Source organism: Blochmannia endosymbiont of Camponotus modoc, assembly GCF_023585785.1.
Classification (GTDB): domain Bacteria; phylum Pseudomonadota; class Gammaproteobacteria; order Enterobacterales; family Enterobacteriaceae; genus Blochmanniella.
Genome location: NZ_CP097765.1, coordinates 140432 through 159022, shown reverse-complemented (window position 1 = coordinate 159022; position 18591 = coordinate 140432). Strand labels below are relative to the sequence as shown.

Sequence of the window (18591 nt, the reverse complement as noted above, 5' to 3'; positions counted from 1 at the left end):
TATAGATCATTAATGATCATTATGTAGCTGATATACTGTGGTTGTCTTTAATAAATATTAGTGCTATTACTTAATAAATTTACAGTTTTATAATATTAAAATTAAAAAAATATTGGAAATACATACATGCAACAATTAATAGTCAATATCTCTGACATAAAAGTATCCAACAATTTACCGTTTGTATTATTTGGAGGAATGAATGTTTTGGAGTCACGAGACACAACCATAAAAATTTGCGAGCATTATGTGAACATAACTCATAAACTCAATATACCTCATATATTCAAAGCATCTTTCGACAAAGCAAATCGTTCATCAATTGACTCATATCGTGGACCAGGATTAGAAGAAGGGTTGCGCTTATTTCAAGAATTACAGGAAATATTTGGAGTTAAACTTATGACTGATGTACATGAAATTTATCAAGTAAAAACTGCATCAGAAGTAGTAGACGTACTACAGATTCCTGCGTTTTTAGCTCGTCAAACTGATTTAATTGCATCTATTGCACAGACTGGTATGCCAATTAATATAAAAAAACCACAATATATGAGTCCTACACAAATCGTACATATTGTTAAGAAATGTCATTCATTTAGCAATAAAAACATTATTTTATGTGAACGAGGAACTTTATTTGGTTATGATAACTTGATAGTGGATATGCTAGGATTCAACGTAATGAATCACGTTTCCAAAGGCTGCCCGATAATAGTAGATGTTACGCATGCTTTACAAAGACGTAATCCATTAAGTCCTATTTCTGGAGGAAGAAACAGACAAATTTATGATATAGCTAAAGCTAGCACAGCAGTAGGCATAGCCGGATTATTTCTTGAGGCACACCCCAATCCCCGTCGTGCTAAATGTGATGGATCTTCTGCATTGCCCTTAAATCAATTAGAAAATTTCTTAACACAAATGAAAGCTATTGATGAACTAGTCAAATCTTTTTGAAATCCCACACTAAAATCTTGAATTAATAATAAAAATTTTCTAATTGAAAATCATTTTTTAAAAAAAATACCTAAATTTTTATATTTCATACAAATATCTTGATTCATTTTATTTGTTATGCAATTAGGAATGTTTACAACTTTTTAAAATTACTATAATCATGATGATATCTGTTTAAAAAATTTTTAATCAAAGTATAAATATATAAATTCAATAACACAATATATATTAATTATAGTAAAAAATTATCATAAATTCAGTATGAATAAATCAAACATTTAATGTTTTAACAATTAAGTTTTACTGAGCTCAGCATCAATAATAAATGAGAATATGATCCTGAACGACTTACAATATAACATTAACTCAAAAATCATAAAAAATGATATTTATTGATTTTCTAAACTTTGTTGGATATCTATCATTTTGTTATCATTTATAAATGTTATTATTATATAGATTTTGAATTTTTGTTAATATTCATCAATATTATTACATTAATGACAATTGTTGACAGATTATATCTATATCATGTATATTATAACTTATTATGATTAGTATGTTTACTTTTACAAAAAACCCATATCAATATTATTGATAAAATTACATCATTGCAATATATCAAAAATTATAATAATAAAATATGATTATTTAAATAAAAAATACAATGCGATAAAGTATATAAAATACTATAAAAATGGTGCCTTGTGTCTTTATATAGTAAATCAAAAAATAGATATATATAGTGACCTATAAATATTCATTTTTTTAAAGAATTCTGGGGTGTTTTATTTTAAATAAACTTAAATTAACTTATATTTCATTAGATTTTTTAATACATATTAATAAAAAATTTTAATACAAAATTAACCTGATTTTTAATTATTAAATGTATTTAATAATTGATTAAAAAAATTATTATTTATTTTAAAAAATCATAATCTTTATAAACTCAAGATAGAAAAAGTTAGCAATTTGTTACAAATAGACTGATTAAACCCAAAGATGACAGGAACTACTAATCATAAGTTCCAGCATTTGGTAGAACATAGAAAAGAATTAATTTCTAAAAATGAACCTTCGTACACTTCCTTATAAAATATATATGTATTAATTAAAAATTAATATTATTATTAATAATTTAAAAAAAATCAGTTAAATTAAACATAATTTTTAGTGTTTTATATTCTTCACACACAATAATATTATGATAAAATGAAATAGATGTTACTATGTGAGGAAAATATTTTATAAACATCCAATAAATTAAAATCTTTACAGGTACTCTATTATTTCTTCAAAATAAATTATTATCCTTAAATTACATCATAGGGATAATAAGTAAATATATAAATGATATATTTAATATTTAATGATTCTACATGATGGGTGGGTATAGAACCCAATGAAAAATTGAAAATAGGTTGAAAACATTCAATCCTATTATAACAAATGACTATATGAAATATCTATAGTATAAGTGAATCATGATCTTGCTGTAACCTTATGAAACGAAAAATCAATATAATTATATTGTATCTCTTTTATAAGTTTATCGGGATACGCATTTAAATTTAAGTAAAAAATTATTTATTTAAGCAAACAATGGTTAATCTGATTGATATTGTCGCTTTAATACATCATAATTTAAACATTGGGTTTATTATACAGACTATGATGTAAGATAACATGTGATTACTTTCTTGCGCATATTTAATGGGACACGCAGTGAAAAAAAATTAGTTTATTATTATAATAACGCAACCAGATAGTATTCAGTCCAATAACAAACATAGGATTTTATTATGATATAGATCTTGTACCTTGCTCAAGGTAACCTAGTAATTACAAGAATCATAGCTAATGACTAATGATTGCTAATAAGAATACAAATATTATAACCGACGTTATCTGCAAGAAAACCAAATAAACTGTATCTATCATTTTCTGAAAATATATAAAATATCAGTTATAAATGAAAAAATATTTACCCTATTGAACATGCCAGGTTATATTATCATGAAAAATATATAAATATATATCATGGACTACATACTCAACATCAATTTTTATCAGAATTTTAAATTATCTAAAATTTCTGAATTTTATTAGATCGAAAACAGTAAAATTAAAAATTACACGTATTTGTGGTCTTTATAGAACTAAAAAATAATAATGTATAACTCACAAAATATGTCACAAACACCTAAAAAAAATGATCATCGCAACCTTGCGAAACAACTACACTTATACCATACACAAAAAGATGCTCCCGGTATGGTATTTTGGCATCAAAATGGATGGATTTTATTACAAGAGTTAAAAAAAATTATACGAACGCAACTTAAAGTATATAAATATCAAGAAGTGAAAAGTCCTGCCATGATTAATCATACATTATGGAAAAAAACAGGCCACTGGGATAATTATCATGAGCATATATTTACTACTTCTTCAGAAAGTCATGAATATTGTATTAAACCGATGAATTGTCCAGGACATATTCAAATTTTTAATCAAGGTATTAAGTCTTATAAAGATTTGCCTTATCGTATAGCTGAATTTGGAAATTGTCATAGAAACGAACCATCTGGGTCTTTACATGGACTCATGAGAACACGCGAATTTACCCAAGATGATGGTCATATTTTTTGTACAAAAACACAAATATTCGACGAATTAAACCACTGTATTAAAATGATGTACGATATATATAATACATTCGGTTTTAAAACAATTTTAGTAAAATTATCTACTCGTCCTACAAAGCGAATTGGTACAGATTCGATATGGGATACGGCAGAACAACATTTATCTACTGTACTTCAACACAATAATATTTCATTTCAATATCAACCTAATGATGGTGCATTTTACGGTCCTAAAATAGAATTTGCTTTACTTGATTCTGTAGATAGAACTTGGCAATGTGGTACAATACAATTAGATTTTTCTTTGCCAAATCTATTAAACGCACGTTATATCGATCATCATAATAATCGTGTAGTCCCCGTAATGATTCATAGAGCAATCCTTGGTTCCATGGAACGATTTATTGGTTTAATAACAGAAGAATACGCAGGATTTTTCCCAACGTGGTTAGCCCCAACACAGGTTGTGCTCATGAATGTCACTGATCAACAATCTGAATATGTTTCTATTATAGAAAAAAAGCTAATAAATAAAAAAATAAGAACAAAAGTAGACTTGAGAAATGAGAAAATAGGATTTAAAATTCGTTATTACACCTTACAACGCATACCTTATATGTTAATTTGCGGAAATAAAGAAATGAATCAAAATACAGTAGCTATACGTACATATCGAGGTCAAACATTAAAAAACTGTAATATTGATATATTTATAAAAAAATTACTACGTGAAATTAACAGTTACAGTCTTCATCAAATGGAGGAATAACATATTATTAAATTCGCAAAAAAAATACAATCAATACGATTAAATCGTATTAACAGAGAAATTAGTGCTGAAAAAGTCCGTCTAACCGGAGTAGACGGAAAACAAATTGGTGTGGTTAGTTTATATGAAGCGCTGAAGCAATCCGAAGACATCGGTCTTGATTTAGTTGAAGTTAGCCCTAATTCCGATCCACCTGTGTGTAGAATTATGAACTACGGTAAATTTCTATACGAAAAGAATAAATCTACAAAAGAACAAAAGAAAAAACAAAAGGTGATTCATGTCAAAGAAATAAAATTCAGACCAAGCACTGATGAAGGAGACTATCAAGTCAAATTGCGTAATTTAATTAAATTCCTTAATGAAGGAGATAAAGTCAAAATCACCTTACGTTTTAGAGGAGGAGAATTGGTGCACCACCACCTTGGAGCAAAAATATTATACCGAATACGTCATGAATTGCATGAGTTAACAACAGTAGAATTTTTTTCTAATAAAATTGAAGGGCGCCAAATGACTATGATTTTAGCACCAAAAAAGAAATAATAATAATTTACATTTCTATATATCAGCATTAATGCATATAATGAAAAAAATTATAGGGATTGGTTTATGCCTAAAATTAAAACACTTCAAGCAGCTAACAAACGATTTAAAATAACAGCTTTAGGGAAATATAAGCATAAGCATGCTTATATGCGCCATATTTTAACAAAAAAATCTACAAAACATAAACGTCATTTACGTCAAAAAAATATACTTCCTAAAATTTATTCAACTACAATTATGAAATATTTACCATATATATAGATTAATGCTGTTTTCATGGTTAGTGCAAATTTCAATATATGCCATCGCTTACATTATTAGGAGAGCAGTACATATGACACGCGTAAAAAATAGTGTAGTAGCCCGTGCTCGCCATAAAAAAATTTTAAAACAAGCAGCAGGTTACTATGGAGCAAGATCACGTACTTATCGTGTTGCCTATCAATCAGTTATAAAATCTGGACAATATTCTTATCGCGATCGTCGTCAGAAGAAACGTTTATTTCGTCGATTGTGGATTAGCCGCATCAACGCCGCATCACGTAAATACGGTATGTCTTATAATTACTTAATAAATGGATTAAAAAAATCTGATGTGTGTATTAACAGAAAAATGCTTGCTGATATAGCTATTTTTGATAGAAAGACTTTCTCTGCTTTAATCGATAAAGCAAAGATTAATTTTGAACATACATAAATCTACTCAATAAAAAATACATGTTCATGAAATATTAAATTCATAATGATAATACAAAAAAATGGTATTAATAAGATTTAATGATTAACACAGTTAATCAAATTAAAATATCACACAATTATCAATTATACATATTAGATTAATAAAGACAGCACTATGTAAAAATAGTGACCACGAGGGTATTTATGTCATTAGATTTGGTAAAAAAATTAGTTATACTAGCAAAATCAAATATAATGCAATCTAATAATATAGATGCATTAGAAGCAATACGTATTAAATTTTTAGGTAAAAAAGGATACCTAAACCAATATATTAAAAATCTTAATGATACTCCATTAGATATTAAACCTAAATTAGGCGCAGCTATTAATCAAGCTAAAAAAGACATATACACATTACTTATTGAACGAAAAAATATTTTACAATCAAAAAATATAAAAAATACCTTAATCACCGATGCATTAGATGTTACTTTACCAGGACGGTTATCGGATGTAGGGACACATCATCCAATAACAAATACTATAAAACGTATGAAGATTTTTTTTGACACTTTAGGTTTCTCCATAATACATGGTCCAGAAATTGAAGATGATTATTTTAATTTCGACGCCTTAAATATTTCTAAGTATCATCCTTCTCGAGATGAACATGACACCTTTTGGCTTGACGAAAAACGTTTACTTCGCACACACACTTCCGGTGTTCAAATACGTGCTATGACTAATAAAACTCCCCCAATTCGTATCATTTCTTTTGGACGAGTATATCGCAAAGACTATGATCAAAATCATACACCTATGTTTCATCAAATGGAAGGATTAGTAGTAGATTCTAATGTTAATTTCAGTTATCTAAAAAAAATATTGTATGATTTTTTATATAATTTTTTTGAAAAAGATATTACTTTACGTTTTAGACCATCTTATTTTCCATTTACAGAACCATCGGCGGAAATAGATGTAATGAAACAAGAAACTGGAAATTGGTTAGAACTTTTAGGATGCGGTATGGTACATCCCAAAATATTACACCATGTTGATATTGATACAGAAAAATTTTTAGGATTTGCCTTTGGAATAGGAATAGAACGATTAACAATGCTACAGTACAATATTGACGATATACGAGTTTTTTTCAAAAATGATTTACAATTTCTTGATCAATTTAAGTAATATAAGGATACTTAAATGAAATTTAGTGAAATGTGGATACGAGAATGGATAAATCCACCTATTAGTAGCATTGAATTAGCTGATCAATTAACAATGGCTGGATTTAAAGTTAATGAATTAAAACCTGTTACTAATATTTTCTATGGAGTAGTTATTGGTGAAATTGTAGAATGCAAAATGCATCCTAATTTACATAATGTGTGGATAACAAAAATTAATAACGGGGATAATAAATTATTAAATATTGTTTGTGATGCTTCTAATTGTCGTAAAAATATTCGAGTAGTTGTTGCCAAAGTAGGAGCAATGCTACCAAATGGACGTAAAATTAAACTAAAAACAATACGAGGTAAACAATCAGAAGGAATATTATGTGCTTTTTCAACATTAGGAATTATTAGTCACACAGTAGGTATAATAGAATTACCTATAAATGCGCCTATTGGAGAGAACTTTTATAACTATTTACGTCTTAATGATAATATTATTGAAATCAACATTACTCCTAATAGAGGAGATTGTCTTAGTGTAATCGGAATTTCTAGAGAAATAGCAGCTATAAATCATTTAAAATTAAAAAAAATAAAAATAGAATCAATTATTCCAACAATTAATGATACTATCCCTATTTCTGTTGAAGTTCCGAATGCATGCCCGCAATACTTTGGAAGAATTTTAAAAAACATTCATATTACCTCCCCCACGCCCTTATGGATAGCAGAGAAATTACGTCGCTGCGGAATTTGTTTAGTTAACATAGTTATAGATATTGTTAACTATGTATTACTAGAACTAGGACATCCAATTCATGTTTTTGATTATAAAAAAATTGACGGCAACATAATACGTATACGTTTTTCAGAAATCGGAGAAATTCTGACATTATCTAATAATAATAGTTTAAAACTATTGCCAAATACAATAGTCATCTCTGATTATAAAAAACCATTATCAATTGCTGGAACAATCACTCCAAATAAATATTCTATTTGTTCTGAAACTCGTCATATAATATTACAATCTGCTTTTTTTACTCCGTCTGTTATCGCGAGTCAATCCACATTATATCATATGCATGATCTTTATGCCTTTCGTTATATACGAGGAGTAGACCCAAGTATATCTAAATTAGCTTTAGATCGTGTCACCTCATTATTAATGAAAAGCTGCGGTGGTTATCCTGGTCCGATAATAAACATAACTAACAAAAGTATGTTGCCAAAACCTACCAATATTATATTAAATCGAACTAAATTAGACAAAATTATTGGATTTCGTATATTAGATTCAGAAATTACACATATTTTAAAACGGCTTGGTTTTCAAACAGAATTTTCAAACAACACCTGGAAAATACTTCCACCAACTTGGCGTTTTGATATCTCTATAGAAGAAAATGTAATAGCAGAAATAACACGTATTCATGGATATAACAATATCCCTTGTGTTTCTCTTTGCACAAACTTAATAACAGATCAGTCCCATGCATCAATCATACCGTTATCAAGAATAAAAAATTTATTAATAGATCGTGGTTATCAAGAAATCATGACATATAGTTTCGTAAGTTATGATATTCAAAAATTATTACACCCACAAAAAATTCCATTAATTTTAAAAAATCCAATTACGTTAGACATGTCTACTATGAGGCTATCTTTATGGTCTGGATTAATCAAAACGGTAATATATAATCAAAATAGGCAACAAAAACAAATGAAATTATTTGAAAGCGGTATATGTTTTACACCACAGACAAATGCTGAAAATCAAGTAAATCAAGATTTGATGATAGCTGGTATACGATCCGGACTCAGATTTAATGAACACTGGGATCTGAAAAAAGTATGTCCAGTAGATTTTTACGATATAAAAGGAGATGTAGAAGCTTTGTTAAACATAACTAATAAGCTACATTGTATTAGATTTAAAAAATATACACATCCCGCATTGCATTCCGGTCAAAGCGCAGCAATTTATTTGAAAAATATATGTATTGGATATATTGGCATGATTCATCCTACTATACAAATGAAATTAAATTTACGTTCACAGGCACTAGTCTTCGAATTGTCGTGGAATATGATTTCTCAATTTATACTATCTAAAATTACTACCATTTCTAAATTTCCTAAAAATTTCCGTGATATTTCTATAATAGTACCAAACAAGGTGACTTCAGAATCTGTTATTATTGAATGTAAAAAAATTGCTAACGAGGATCAATTAATTGACATCAAGTTATCTGATGTTTACACAGGTCAAAACATTGCAAAAGGTTTTAAAAGTTTTACTATTAGATTATTTTTGCAAAGTAAAACCCATACTTTAAAAGAAGAAGAAATTTCTGATATTGTTAACAAATGTTCGATGATTTTGAAAAAACGTTTCCACGGCACCTTGAGATGATGATACTCGTATTGTTATCATAATCATGTTTAAACCCTATTTTCGTATTATTCTAAAAAGAATGATCAATAAATAAGTTGTAGATAAATGTATTATCTATATATGCATTCCCTTTCATTCTTTTAATCGTTTAATTTTTCAAAAATAAAAAACTCATGTACTTACATAGTAAGCATACATCTGGAGAATAAACACCATACATAATTGTATAACAATTAATTATTTCAAAAATAAAAATGCCCATATCTTGTTTTAAAATCCATTGAATAAAATCTCAAACTTATCTAAAGATAAAATATTTAGCAATTTTACATATACAATATGATATCTCTATCACAATGAGAAATGAAAATATGTTATTGCAATAATATATAAAATAATGATGAAAATTGTATTCATTTCCATTAATTGCGCTATTTGTACTGATTATATATAATTATAAATTACAAAACATATATAAAAATTTGTTTCCAATACTGATAATGTAATAAAAAATAATTAAAAAATGACTATTATTAGTGATTAATATAATTGTATTTTACATATAAGATTTGCGCTTAAATATTAAATATCGACAAAGGAGGAGCTATGTGTTCTTTGCGGTTATTATTATCTGACTCTTACGATCCCTGGTTCAATTTGTCACTTGAAGAATATATTTTTCAAAATATACCTAAAAAACAATCTATACTATTTTTATGGAGAAACCAAAATACAGTAGTTATAGGGCGCTCTCAAAATGCATGGAAAGAATGTAATACTCGCCGTATGGAACGAGATGGAATTAAATTAGCTAGAAGAAATAGCGGAGGCGGCGCTGTGTTTCATGATTTAGGCAACACTTGTTTTACTTTTATTTCTACTCAAGAACATTATGATAAGAGCGTATCCTTTAATATAATTTTGAATGGATTGAATTATATTGGGATTCAGGCTATCATTTCTGGACGAAATGATATTGTCATACATACAGAAAATGGAGAACGTAAAATCAGTGGGTCCGCATATCGTGAAGCATTTGGGCGTAAATTTCATCACGGCACATTACTTTTACATGTTGATATTGATAAACTGACTTATTATCTTAATCCAGATTTTAAAAAACTAAAGACTAAAGGGATTACCTCTATTCGATCAAGAGTTGCTAATTTAAATGAATTAAAACCTGGTATTAATCACCAAGAAGTATGTCTAGGGTTAACAGAAGCATTTTTCCAACATTATGGAATGAAAGTAAAACCAGAAATATTATCTATGGATAATTTCTGTAAAATTCCAGACTTTTTTAAACAATTCAACAAACAAAGTGACTGGAACTGGAATTTTGGCAGCGCTCCTGCATTTACGCATCAATTAGATACCCGTTTTGATTGGGGCAGTGTAACGTTACATTGCGATATAAAGCATGGAATCATTCAGCGTAGTCACATTTTTACTGACAGTTTAGACCCAGATCCTTTAGAAATATTAGCAACAAAATTAGTAGGTATCCCCTATAACGATAAAAGCATCCTATGTTGCTGTACAGAATGGATGCAAAGCTGGCCTCAATACAAAAAAGAATTATCAGAGGTTTCTAATTGGTTAATCAAAACAATATCCTAATTCACTGTTAATCTTTACTGGGCTCCAATTTTCATTAAGTTTTTGAGATTTTTAATATAATTACATACATGTAAATTATGCGTATTTATTATAACCAGACTCATATGAAATATTTTCGATTAATTTTAAAAAACAAATCAATGATATATGCTTTTATAATATGCTATAATGATAGAAATCTCTAAATGAGTTACATTTTACCATTTAAAATAAGCAAATCAATCTTAGAAGAATACTATAAACATTTGTCTTTAATGCGCTATTATTAAAATAGATACTGCGCTAAATTTTAACAGGCATTGTATATACATACAAATTTATAACAATTAATATATGATGATAAATTATAACTTCTAACATAATTAGATATGTAGGATCATATCCTTGCGTACACATTTTTATACTTTTATAAATATTTATACAATCAAAACAATTGAGCATTTATTATGGTAAAATGTTTCATAATAAATTTAAAGGAATTTATCATGAAAAATGGTATCAAAAAAAATATACACTGCATATCCAAAAAAAATGTTTCTTGGAATGGTCTAACACTAACTGATGCGGCAGCGCAACAAATTCTTCACTTAAAAAATAAAGATCCTAATATACTAGGATTGAAAGTAACCATAAAAAAATCAGGATGCGCAGGATTTACATATCTCATGGATAAAGTTATATCATTAGATGATAATAGCCTAATGTATGAACATAACGGAGCTAAATTATTCGTACCATTGTATGCCATGCCATTTGTCGATGGAACCGAATTAGATTATGTACGAGAAGGATTAAATCATATGTTTAAATTTAATAATCCTCAGGCCCAACATTCCTGTGGGTGTGGTGAAAGTTTTAGCATTTAAAAACAGGTATTATTATGATACGTAATAACTCTAACATATATGATGTTAATGGAAATTTATCTAAAAATAACGATTTGTATTATAAGGAAGGTTTTTTTACTAAATTAAATAATGAAGAACTCAAACAAGGTATTAATAAAGATATAATATACACTATTTCAAAAAAAAGATTAGAACCAAAATGGATGCTAGAATTTAGGCTTGCAGGTTATCATGCTTGGTGTAATATGAAAGAACCGCATTGGTTAAAAGGAAACTATCAAAAACTCAACTATAATTCCTATAGCTATTTTTCTGCTCCAGCATGTGCAACTACACAAAAAACCCACAAAGTACAAAAAAATAGAAATACTCTTTTAAACAAATCAAAATACTTAACCACAGAAGTAGAACAAACCTTTAATAAATTAGGCATCCCAGTGCATGAAAAAGGAAACGTAGCAGTTGATGCTATATTTGACTCAGTTTCTGTATCTACTACATTCCGTAATACCTTACTAAAAAAAGGTATCATTTTTTGTTCATTTCACGATGCTATTCGAGATTACCCAGATTTGGTACGCCAATATTTAGGAACTGTAGTATCTTTTAAGGATAATTTTTTTGCCGCACTTAATGCTGCAGTTGTATCTGATGGTACATTTGTATATATTCCTAAAAATGTACATTGCCCTATGGAATTATCAACTTACTTTCGTATGAATTCTAAAAAAACCGGACAATTTGAACGTACTATTTTAATTGCAGATGAAGGTAGTTATGTGAGCTATATTGAAGGATGTTCAGCTCCAATACACAATAATTATCAACTTCATGCAGCAGTTGTGGAAGTTATCGTACTAAAAGATGCTCAAGTAAAATATTCAACAGTACAAAATTGGTTTTCTGGCAATCAAAACTCTCAAGGTGGCATTTTGAACTTCGTTACTAAAAGAGCGCTATGTTCTGGAGAAAATGCTAAAATGTCGTGGACTCAATCTGAATCTGGCTCTGCTATCACTTGGAAGTATCCTAGTGTAATTTTAAAAGGAAAAAACTCTATTGGAGAGTTTTTTTCAGTGGCTGTTACCAATGGTACACAACAAGCAGATACTGGAACAAAAATGATTCATATAGGAGAAAATACACGTTCAACCATTATTTCAAAAGGCATTGCTCTTGGAAACAGCCAAAATACTTATCGAGGATTAGTTAAAATTATGAAAACTGCTTCAAATTCACGCAATTTTACACAGTGTGATTCTATGTTGATAGGTAAAAAATGTAGTTCTCATACCTTTCCTGTCATTGAATCACATAACAATCATTCACAGTTAGAACACGAAGCTACAACTTCACGTATCAGCGATAATCAACTGTTTTATTGTCGGCAACGCGGAATTAATGAAGATGATGCTATTTCTATGATTGTAAATGGATTTTGCAAGGATATATTTTCTAAATTACCTCTAGAATTTTCTGTAGAAGCACAAAAATTACTAGAAATTACTTTAGAACACAGCGTTGGATAAAATTTATAATGTAAGTACTTACAGTAATCATAGCATTCAAAACAGGAGAAGTCGTGATGCTATTAATAAAAAATTTGAATGTCAGCGTAAAAAATATATCTATTCTGAAAAAATTAAATTTAGAAATTAACCCCGGTGAAATACATATCATCATGGGACCTAACGGATCGGGAAAAAGTACATTATCTGCTACATTATCTGGTCAACAAGATTATGCTGTTACTAATGGAGAAATTTTATTTAAAAATAAAAATTTATTGCTCCTGAAGCCAGAAGAACGTGCGGGGGAAGGCATTTTTGTAGCATTTCAGCATCCAGTAGATATTCCAGGAATCAGCAATCAATCATTTTTACACCACGCTGTTAATGCTATACGTAAATATAGACACCAGCCTCTTATGGATCGGTTTGATTTTATACAGCTTGTTCAAAAAAATATGGCATTACTAAAAATGCCTAATGATCTTTTGACTCGATCAGTAAACGTTGGATTTTCTGGAGGAGAAAAAAAACGTAATGATATTCTTCAAATGATGATGTTAGAACCATTACTATGTATTCTTGATGAAACAGATTCTGGTTTAGATATTGATGCAATAAAGATTGTTTATAATGGTCTTAATATATTAAGCGATAAAATACGTTCATTTGTGATTATCACGCATTATCAAAGAATTTTAGAGTACATTCAACCAAATTATGTTCATGTACTACATGAAGGTCATATTGTAAAATCTGGTGATATCTCTTTAGTCAAAAAGCTTGAGGAAAAAGGCTATGGTTGGTTGTCTGGATAATAAAAATCGAGTACTAAACGAATGGTACGGATTATTTAAACAAAAAAATAATATTAATTCAAATTTGGCACATAAATATTGGGAACGCATTAAAATACTTGGATTACCAAATCTTAAAAAAGATAGTTGGAAACATACTGCATTTGAAGAATTTTTAACATATAATTTTGAATTTTCTAAAAATTTTGAATTAAATACCCCTCAATATAAAAAATTAAGTCTTCCAATCGATGCTTATCGCTTAATATTTATTAACGGTCTATTTTCACCTGAATTAAGTGATAAAAATATCGATCCATGGATCCTCAAAATCAATCGTGATCCCAATCGTCATGACATGACTAATAATCCCATTCAATCAGACATGTTTTTATATTTAACTGAATTCTTAAGTGATGCAACAATACACATAAATTTACCTACGAAAAAAATCACAAAAAAACCATTATATTTGCTATATATTAATGAAGGATCTAACGTAAAAAATAAATTAGTTACATCTCATTATCATCACCATCTTCAAATCGGGCACGACTCTAACACATGCGTCATAGAACATTTTATGAGTGTAAATAAAAACGGACATTTCAGTGGCGCGCGTATGTCTATGACAACAGGAAACCGATCTAAATTAGATCACGTTAAATTAATATTTGAGAACAATGCAAGTTATCATATAGCACATAATGATATTAATGTAGGACAATCTTCAAATGTAAACAGTAGTATCTTTGTTATGCTTGGTCCTAAATTTACATCTCATCGAACCAGCGCTCAAATCAATCACTCAGGATCATCTTTATCATTAAATAGTTTACTTTTTCTATCAGAACAAGATATTGGGAACATATGCACTCATTTAGAACACAATAACCGAGAATACGCATCAAGCAGGCAATTACATAAAATAATAGCATGTAATTACAGTTCCGGTGTGTTTAATGGGCTAATAAAAGTAAATCCAGATTCTGTAAAAACTGATGGAATAATGATAAACAATAATTTGTTGTTGAACCAAGATGCGACTATTCATAGTATACCTAAACTTGAAATTTACTCAGACGATGTAAAATGCAGTCATGGAGCAACAATAGGCCACATTGATACCAATCAACTATTTTATCTAAGTACACGCGGTATTCCAAAAAAAGATGCTTTAAAAATGCTTATCTATGCTTTTGCTATTGAAATTATAGGATCACTCGAAAATACTATGTTACAGGATCTTGTATCGAAAAGAATCAATAAAGCTTTAGCAAGGATCATAATATGATAATTTATCCTATAGAAAAAATTAGATCAGATTTTCCTATATTAAACCGAATGATAAATAAATACCCTCTTACTTATCTTGATAGCGCCGCATCTGCTCAAAAACCTAATATTGTCATAGACTCACAAACTCATTACTATCGTAATGAATACGCCGCCGTGCATCGAGGTGTTCACACGTTGAGTACTGAATCAACTAATCAAATGGAAACAGTACGTCTACGTATAGCTAATTTTATCAACGCATCTAAAGAAGAAATTGTTTTTGTCAAAAGCACGACTGAAGCTATTAACCTAATTGCCAACAGTTGGGGACAAAATTTTACAAATTATGGAGATAATATTATTATTAGTGAAATGGAACACCACGCCAATATTATTCCATGGCAAGTATTATCAAAAAATAAAAACGTTGTATTACAGTATATACCATTAACTCCTAACGGTACATTAGATATATCCAGATTATCCAAGCTTATAAATAATCGTACTCGACTCTTATCGATATCACATATCTCTAATGTTTTAGGAACAATTAATCCATTAACAGAAATAATTAGTATAGCACGAAAAAAAAGTGATACTCTAATTTTAATAGATGGCGCACAAGGAATCGTACATCGATTAGTAGACGTACAAAAATTAGATTGTGATTTTTATGTATTTTCTGGACATAAAATATACGGACCTTCTGGTACTGGCATTATGTATGGAAAAAAAGAATTACTTCAAAAAATGCCCCCATGGATAGTAGGAGGCGGAATAGTAAAAAGTGTAAGTTTAATTCAAGATACAACATTTATAGATTCTCCTTGGAAATTTGAGTCAGGATCTCCTAATATTAGTGGCATCATAGGACTAGGCAATGCTATTGAATATGTCAATGCAATAGGTGTTGATAAAATTTATAATTACGAAGATCAATTAATGCGTTACGCTGTAGATACATTAAAAAAAATTCCAAATCTAATATTATACGGACCAAGTACACGAGTTGGGATTATTGCTTTTAATTTAGGAATACATCATTCATATGATATTGGAATGTTATTAAATCAATATGGCGTTGCCATACGCACAGGACATCATTGCGCAATACCTATTATGAATTATTTTAAAGTACCAGGTATGTGTCGTGCATCCTTAGCTATGTATACAAACAAGGAAGATATTGATCGTTTAGCAGATGGACTAATTAAAGTGCAACATTTACTGAACCAATGAACAATTACTCTAATAACGATGATAAATTTCCCAACAAAAAACCAGTTATTACAAAACTTCTTAAGTTGTATTAACTGGGAAGAAAAATATATATATATAATTGATCTTGGAAAATTATTACCTGCATTCCCAGAAAATATGCGCACACAAAAATATTTAATTTCTGGGTGTCAAAGCCAAACATGGATTGCTTTGACTACCTCTATAGTACCCAATGGCAAATCGATCAAATTATACGGATATAGCAACTCCTCTATCGTTAAAGGAATTATCGCGATAATATTCAGTTTATATCAAGGATTAAGTTTACAAGAAATCACCAACTTTGATGTTAAACCCTTTTTAATAAATCAATTACAATTGAAACAAAACCTAAGTATGTCCCGATCTCAAGGAATACACTTGATACTAGATTCTATACAATCTCAAGCCAAATGCTTTATGTAAACTATAGCCATCCTAGATCAAATCTTATTATATTATCTAATTATAATTAGATGTTATGTTATTTTTTATTTTTAAAGAATTCTTAAACATATATATACTTTTCTCCACATCTTTTCCTATTACTTATGATAAGAAGTAATTTGATTATCAATGCGTTGATTAGCTCGTGCCGCTTCATTTTTTGTTTTCTCTATTTCAGGGCGCAAAACATCAATGTCGCTGCTTATTTGATCAACTCTTTCGTTTAAATCATGCACTTCAGAAGATAATTCTTTTATTTTAGTTGTGCTCGCACAATTAGCCAATACAAAAGAACTCAAAATAATTGCAGAACATATTAATCTATTACTATTCATCTTTAATACTCTCCCAGATTAAACATAATTCAATAATTTAACTCATATAAAAATATAATTAGCAAATAATTATTTATTAGTTTTTAATAAACACTCTATTGGTCGTACAATATTGATTACGTTGAATTGATCATCTGATTATTAAAAAATAAAATTAATTTAGTCCAATACAACATTAAGTAATAATCTTTTTATTTAATTTCTTGCGCTATATATAAACAAAATCTTATTACTATCATTTTAATCTAATATGTTTGTCAATAACTAATGCGTTCTAATGGACTTGAACCATCGACCTCTACCATGTCAAGGTAGTGCTCTAACCGACTGAGCTAAGAACGCACAACAATACAACTTTAATAACCCATTACCAAATAGACTGTATTATTAATTTACATTATCTATTTCTTACCGTCCTACAACTTAACCAGAATGATTTATTAAAAACCACACTTATACGTGGTAAAATACATGTAATTTTATCATACGTCAAATGTTTTAAGAATATCTTATATTACAAAAGTACATTTTTATCACATTGATTTAAAATCAATTCAAAGTGATATTTAATAAAAAATAGATATATGCTATAATAGTATTATATATAATTTAAAACAATATTAAATAGTATTTGAAAAATATGTTTTCAGGTATTATACAAGCTGTTGTTCCAGTGCATGCAATTTATGAAGTAACCAATTTTAAAACATATACAGTTATATTACCCGCATATCTACTCTCGGATTTAAAAATTGGTTGTTCTATATCAAATAATGGATGCTGTTTAACTGTTATTGCCATGAAATATAATTTAGTTAGTTTTAATGTAATACATGAAACACTAAAACTAACTAATATAGGTATGTTAAAATTAGGAGATTTGATCAATATAGAAAGATCGATCGGTTATCATTCTGAAATTGGTGGGCATTTAATGAGTGGACATATTGACTGCACTGGAAAAATTATAAAAATAATTACCTCAAAAAACAACAAAATAATATGGTTTAGTATAAAAAAAAAATATCTTAAAAAATATGTTTTACAACAAGGATCAATTGGTGTAGATGGAGTAAGTCTTACAGTGAGCAAAATATTCAATAATTATATACGTATTTGTTTAACTCCATACACTGCGATACAAACAACGCTTGGCGGAAAAACAATAGGCAATATAGTAAATATTGAAGTTGACATTATTATAAAATCTGCTATAAACAACTTTGAAAGGACATGGTCTATGGTTAATTTGCAAAAAAAATAATTAATGTTTATCAACATACAGATGTTATGAAGAAAA

General features: G+C 28.5%; 16 protein-coding genes and 1 tRNA gene. 15 read left to right on the top strand and 2 right to left on the bottom strand.

The window, feature by feature from the left end; translation table 11 throughout:
* Nucleotides 1-126 precede the first annotated feature (126 nt).
* The 14 genes from kdsA to sufE all read left to right on the top strand — a co-directional run bounded on the left by kdsA (nt 127) and on the right by sufE (nt 16935).
* Nucleotides 127-960, top strand: coding sequence for a 3-deoxy-8-phosphooctulonate synthase (gene kdsA, locus M9396_RS00655; protein ID WP_250241057.1), 834 nt, complete (start codon nt 127-129; stop codon nt 958-960).
* Between the two features lie 2193 nt (nt 961-3153).
* Nucleotides 3154-4380, top strand: a complete 1227-nt coding sequence (thrS, locus tag M9396_RS00650) for a threonine--tRNA ligase (RefSeq protein WP_250241060.1) — start codon at nt 3154-3156, stop codon at nt 4378-4380.
* A gap of 6 nt (nt 4381-4386) precedes the next feature.
* A complete protein-coding gene (gene infC / locus M9396_RS00645; protein ID WP_250256907.1) occupies nt 4387-4926 on the top strand; it encodes a translation initiation factor IF-3 in 540 nt (179 codons plus the stop codon).
* A 66-nt stretch (nt 4927-4992) separates the two neighbouring features.
* Nucleotides 4993-5190 (top strand): 50S ribosomal protein L35, encoded by a 198-nt coding sequence (gene rpmI, locus M9396_RS00640; protein ID WP_250241063.1) that lies wholly within the window; start codon nt 4993-4995, stop codon nt 5188-5190.
* A 73-nt stretch (nt 5191-5263) separates the two neighbouring features.
* Nucleotides 5264-5626 (top strand): 50S ribosomal protein L20, encoded by a 363-nt coding sequence (rplT, locus tag M9396_RS00635; RefSeq protein ID WP_250241066.1) that lies wholly within the window; start codon nt 5264-5266, stop codon nt 5624-5626.
* Between the two features lie 185 nt (nt 5627-5811).
* A complete protein-coding gene (pheS, locus tag M9396_RS00630; RefSeq protein ID WP_250256731.1) occupies nt 5812-6804 on the top strand; it encodes a phenylalanine--tRNA ligase subunit alpha in 993 nt (330 codons plus the stop codon).
* Nucleotides 6805-6819: 15 nt separating this feature from the next.
* A complete protein-coding gene (pheT, locus tag M9396_RS00625; protein ID WP_250256730.1) occupies nt 6820-9213 on the top strand; it encodes a phenylalanine--tRNA ligase subunit beta in 2394 nt (797 codons plus the stop codon).
* A 588-nt stretch (nt 9214-9801) separates the two neighbouring features.
* Complete coding sequence (locus M9396_RS00620) at nt 9802-10818, top strand: lipoate--protein ligase (RefSeq protein ID WP_250256729.1); 1017 nt, start codon at nt 9802-9804, stop codon at nt 10816-10818.
* A 485-nt stretch (nt 10819-11303) separates the two neighbouring features.
* Nucleotides 11304-11684: a Fe-S cluster assembly scaffold SufA gene (sufA, locus tag M9396_RS00615; RefSeq protein ID WP_250256728.1), complete on the top strand. Its 381-nt coding sequence runs from the start codon at nt 11304-11306 to the stop codon at nt 11682-11684.
* A 14-nt stretch (nt 11685-11698) separates the two neighbouring features.
* Nucleotides 11699-13195 carry a Fe-S cluster assembly protein SufB gene (gene sufB, locus M9396_RS00610; protein ID WP_250241080.1) on the top strand — a complete coding sequence of 499 codons (1497 nt, stop codon included), beginning with the start codon at nt 11699-11701 and terminating at the stop codon, nt 13193-13195.
* A 56-nt stretch (nt 13196-13251) separates the two neighbouring features.
* On the top strand, nt 13252-13992 hold the full coding sequence (gene sufC, locus M9396_RS00605; RefSeq protein WP_250256727.1) for a Fe-S cluster assembly ATPase SufC: 741 nt from the start codon (nt 13252-13254) through the stop codon (nt 13990-13992).
* Nucleotides 13973-15265 (top strand): Fe-S cluster assembly protein SufD, encoded by a 1293-nt coding sequence (gene sufD / locus M9396_RS00600; protein WP_250256726.1) that lies wholly within the window; start codon nt 13973-13975, stop codon nt 15263-15265. Before sufC ends, sufD begins: the two co-directional genes overlap by 20 nt.
* On the top strand, nt 15262-16488 hold the full coding sequence (locus M9396_RS00595; protein ID WP_250256725.1) for a SufS family cysteine desulfurase: 1227 nt from the start codon (nt 15262-15264) through the stop codon (nt 16486-16488). The genes sufD and M9396_RS00595 overlap by 4 nt, the downstream gene beginning before the upstream one ends.
* 18 nt (nt 16489-16506) lie before the next feature.
* On the top strand, nt 16507-16935 hold the full coding sequence (sufE, locus tag M9396_RS00590) for a cysteine desulfuration protein SufE (protein ID WP_250256724.1): 429 nt from the start codon (nt 16507-16509) through the stop codon (nt 16933-16935).
* A 119-nt stretch (nt 16936-17054) separates the two neighbouring features.
* On the opposite strand, the gene M9396_RS00585 is transcribed toward sufE, so the two are convergent.
* Both M9396_RS00585 and M9396_RS00580 read right to left on the bottom strand, forming a co-directional pair.
* Nucleotides 17055-17291, bottom strand: coding sequence for an LPP leucine zipper domain-containing protein (locus tag M9396_RS00585; protein ID WP_250241090.1), 237 nt, complete (start codon nt 17289-17291; stop codon nt 17055-17057).
* A 268-nt stretch (nt 17292-17559) separates the two neighbouring features.
* Nucleotides 17560-17633, bottom strand: a tRNA-Val gene (locus M9396_RS00580).
* A 298-nt stretch (nt 17634-17931) separates the two neighbouring features.
* Between M9396_RS00580 and M9396_RS00575 the strand changes: the two genes are divergently transcribed.
* Nucleotides 17932-18555 (top strand): riboflavin synthase subunit alpha, encoded by a 624-nt coding sequence (locus M9396_RS00575; protein ID WP_250241092.1) that lies wholly within the window; start codon nt 17932-17934, stop codon nt 18553-18555.
* Nucleotides 18556-18591 lie beyond the last annotated feature (36 nt).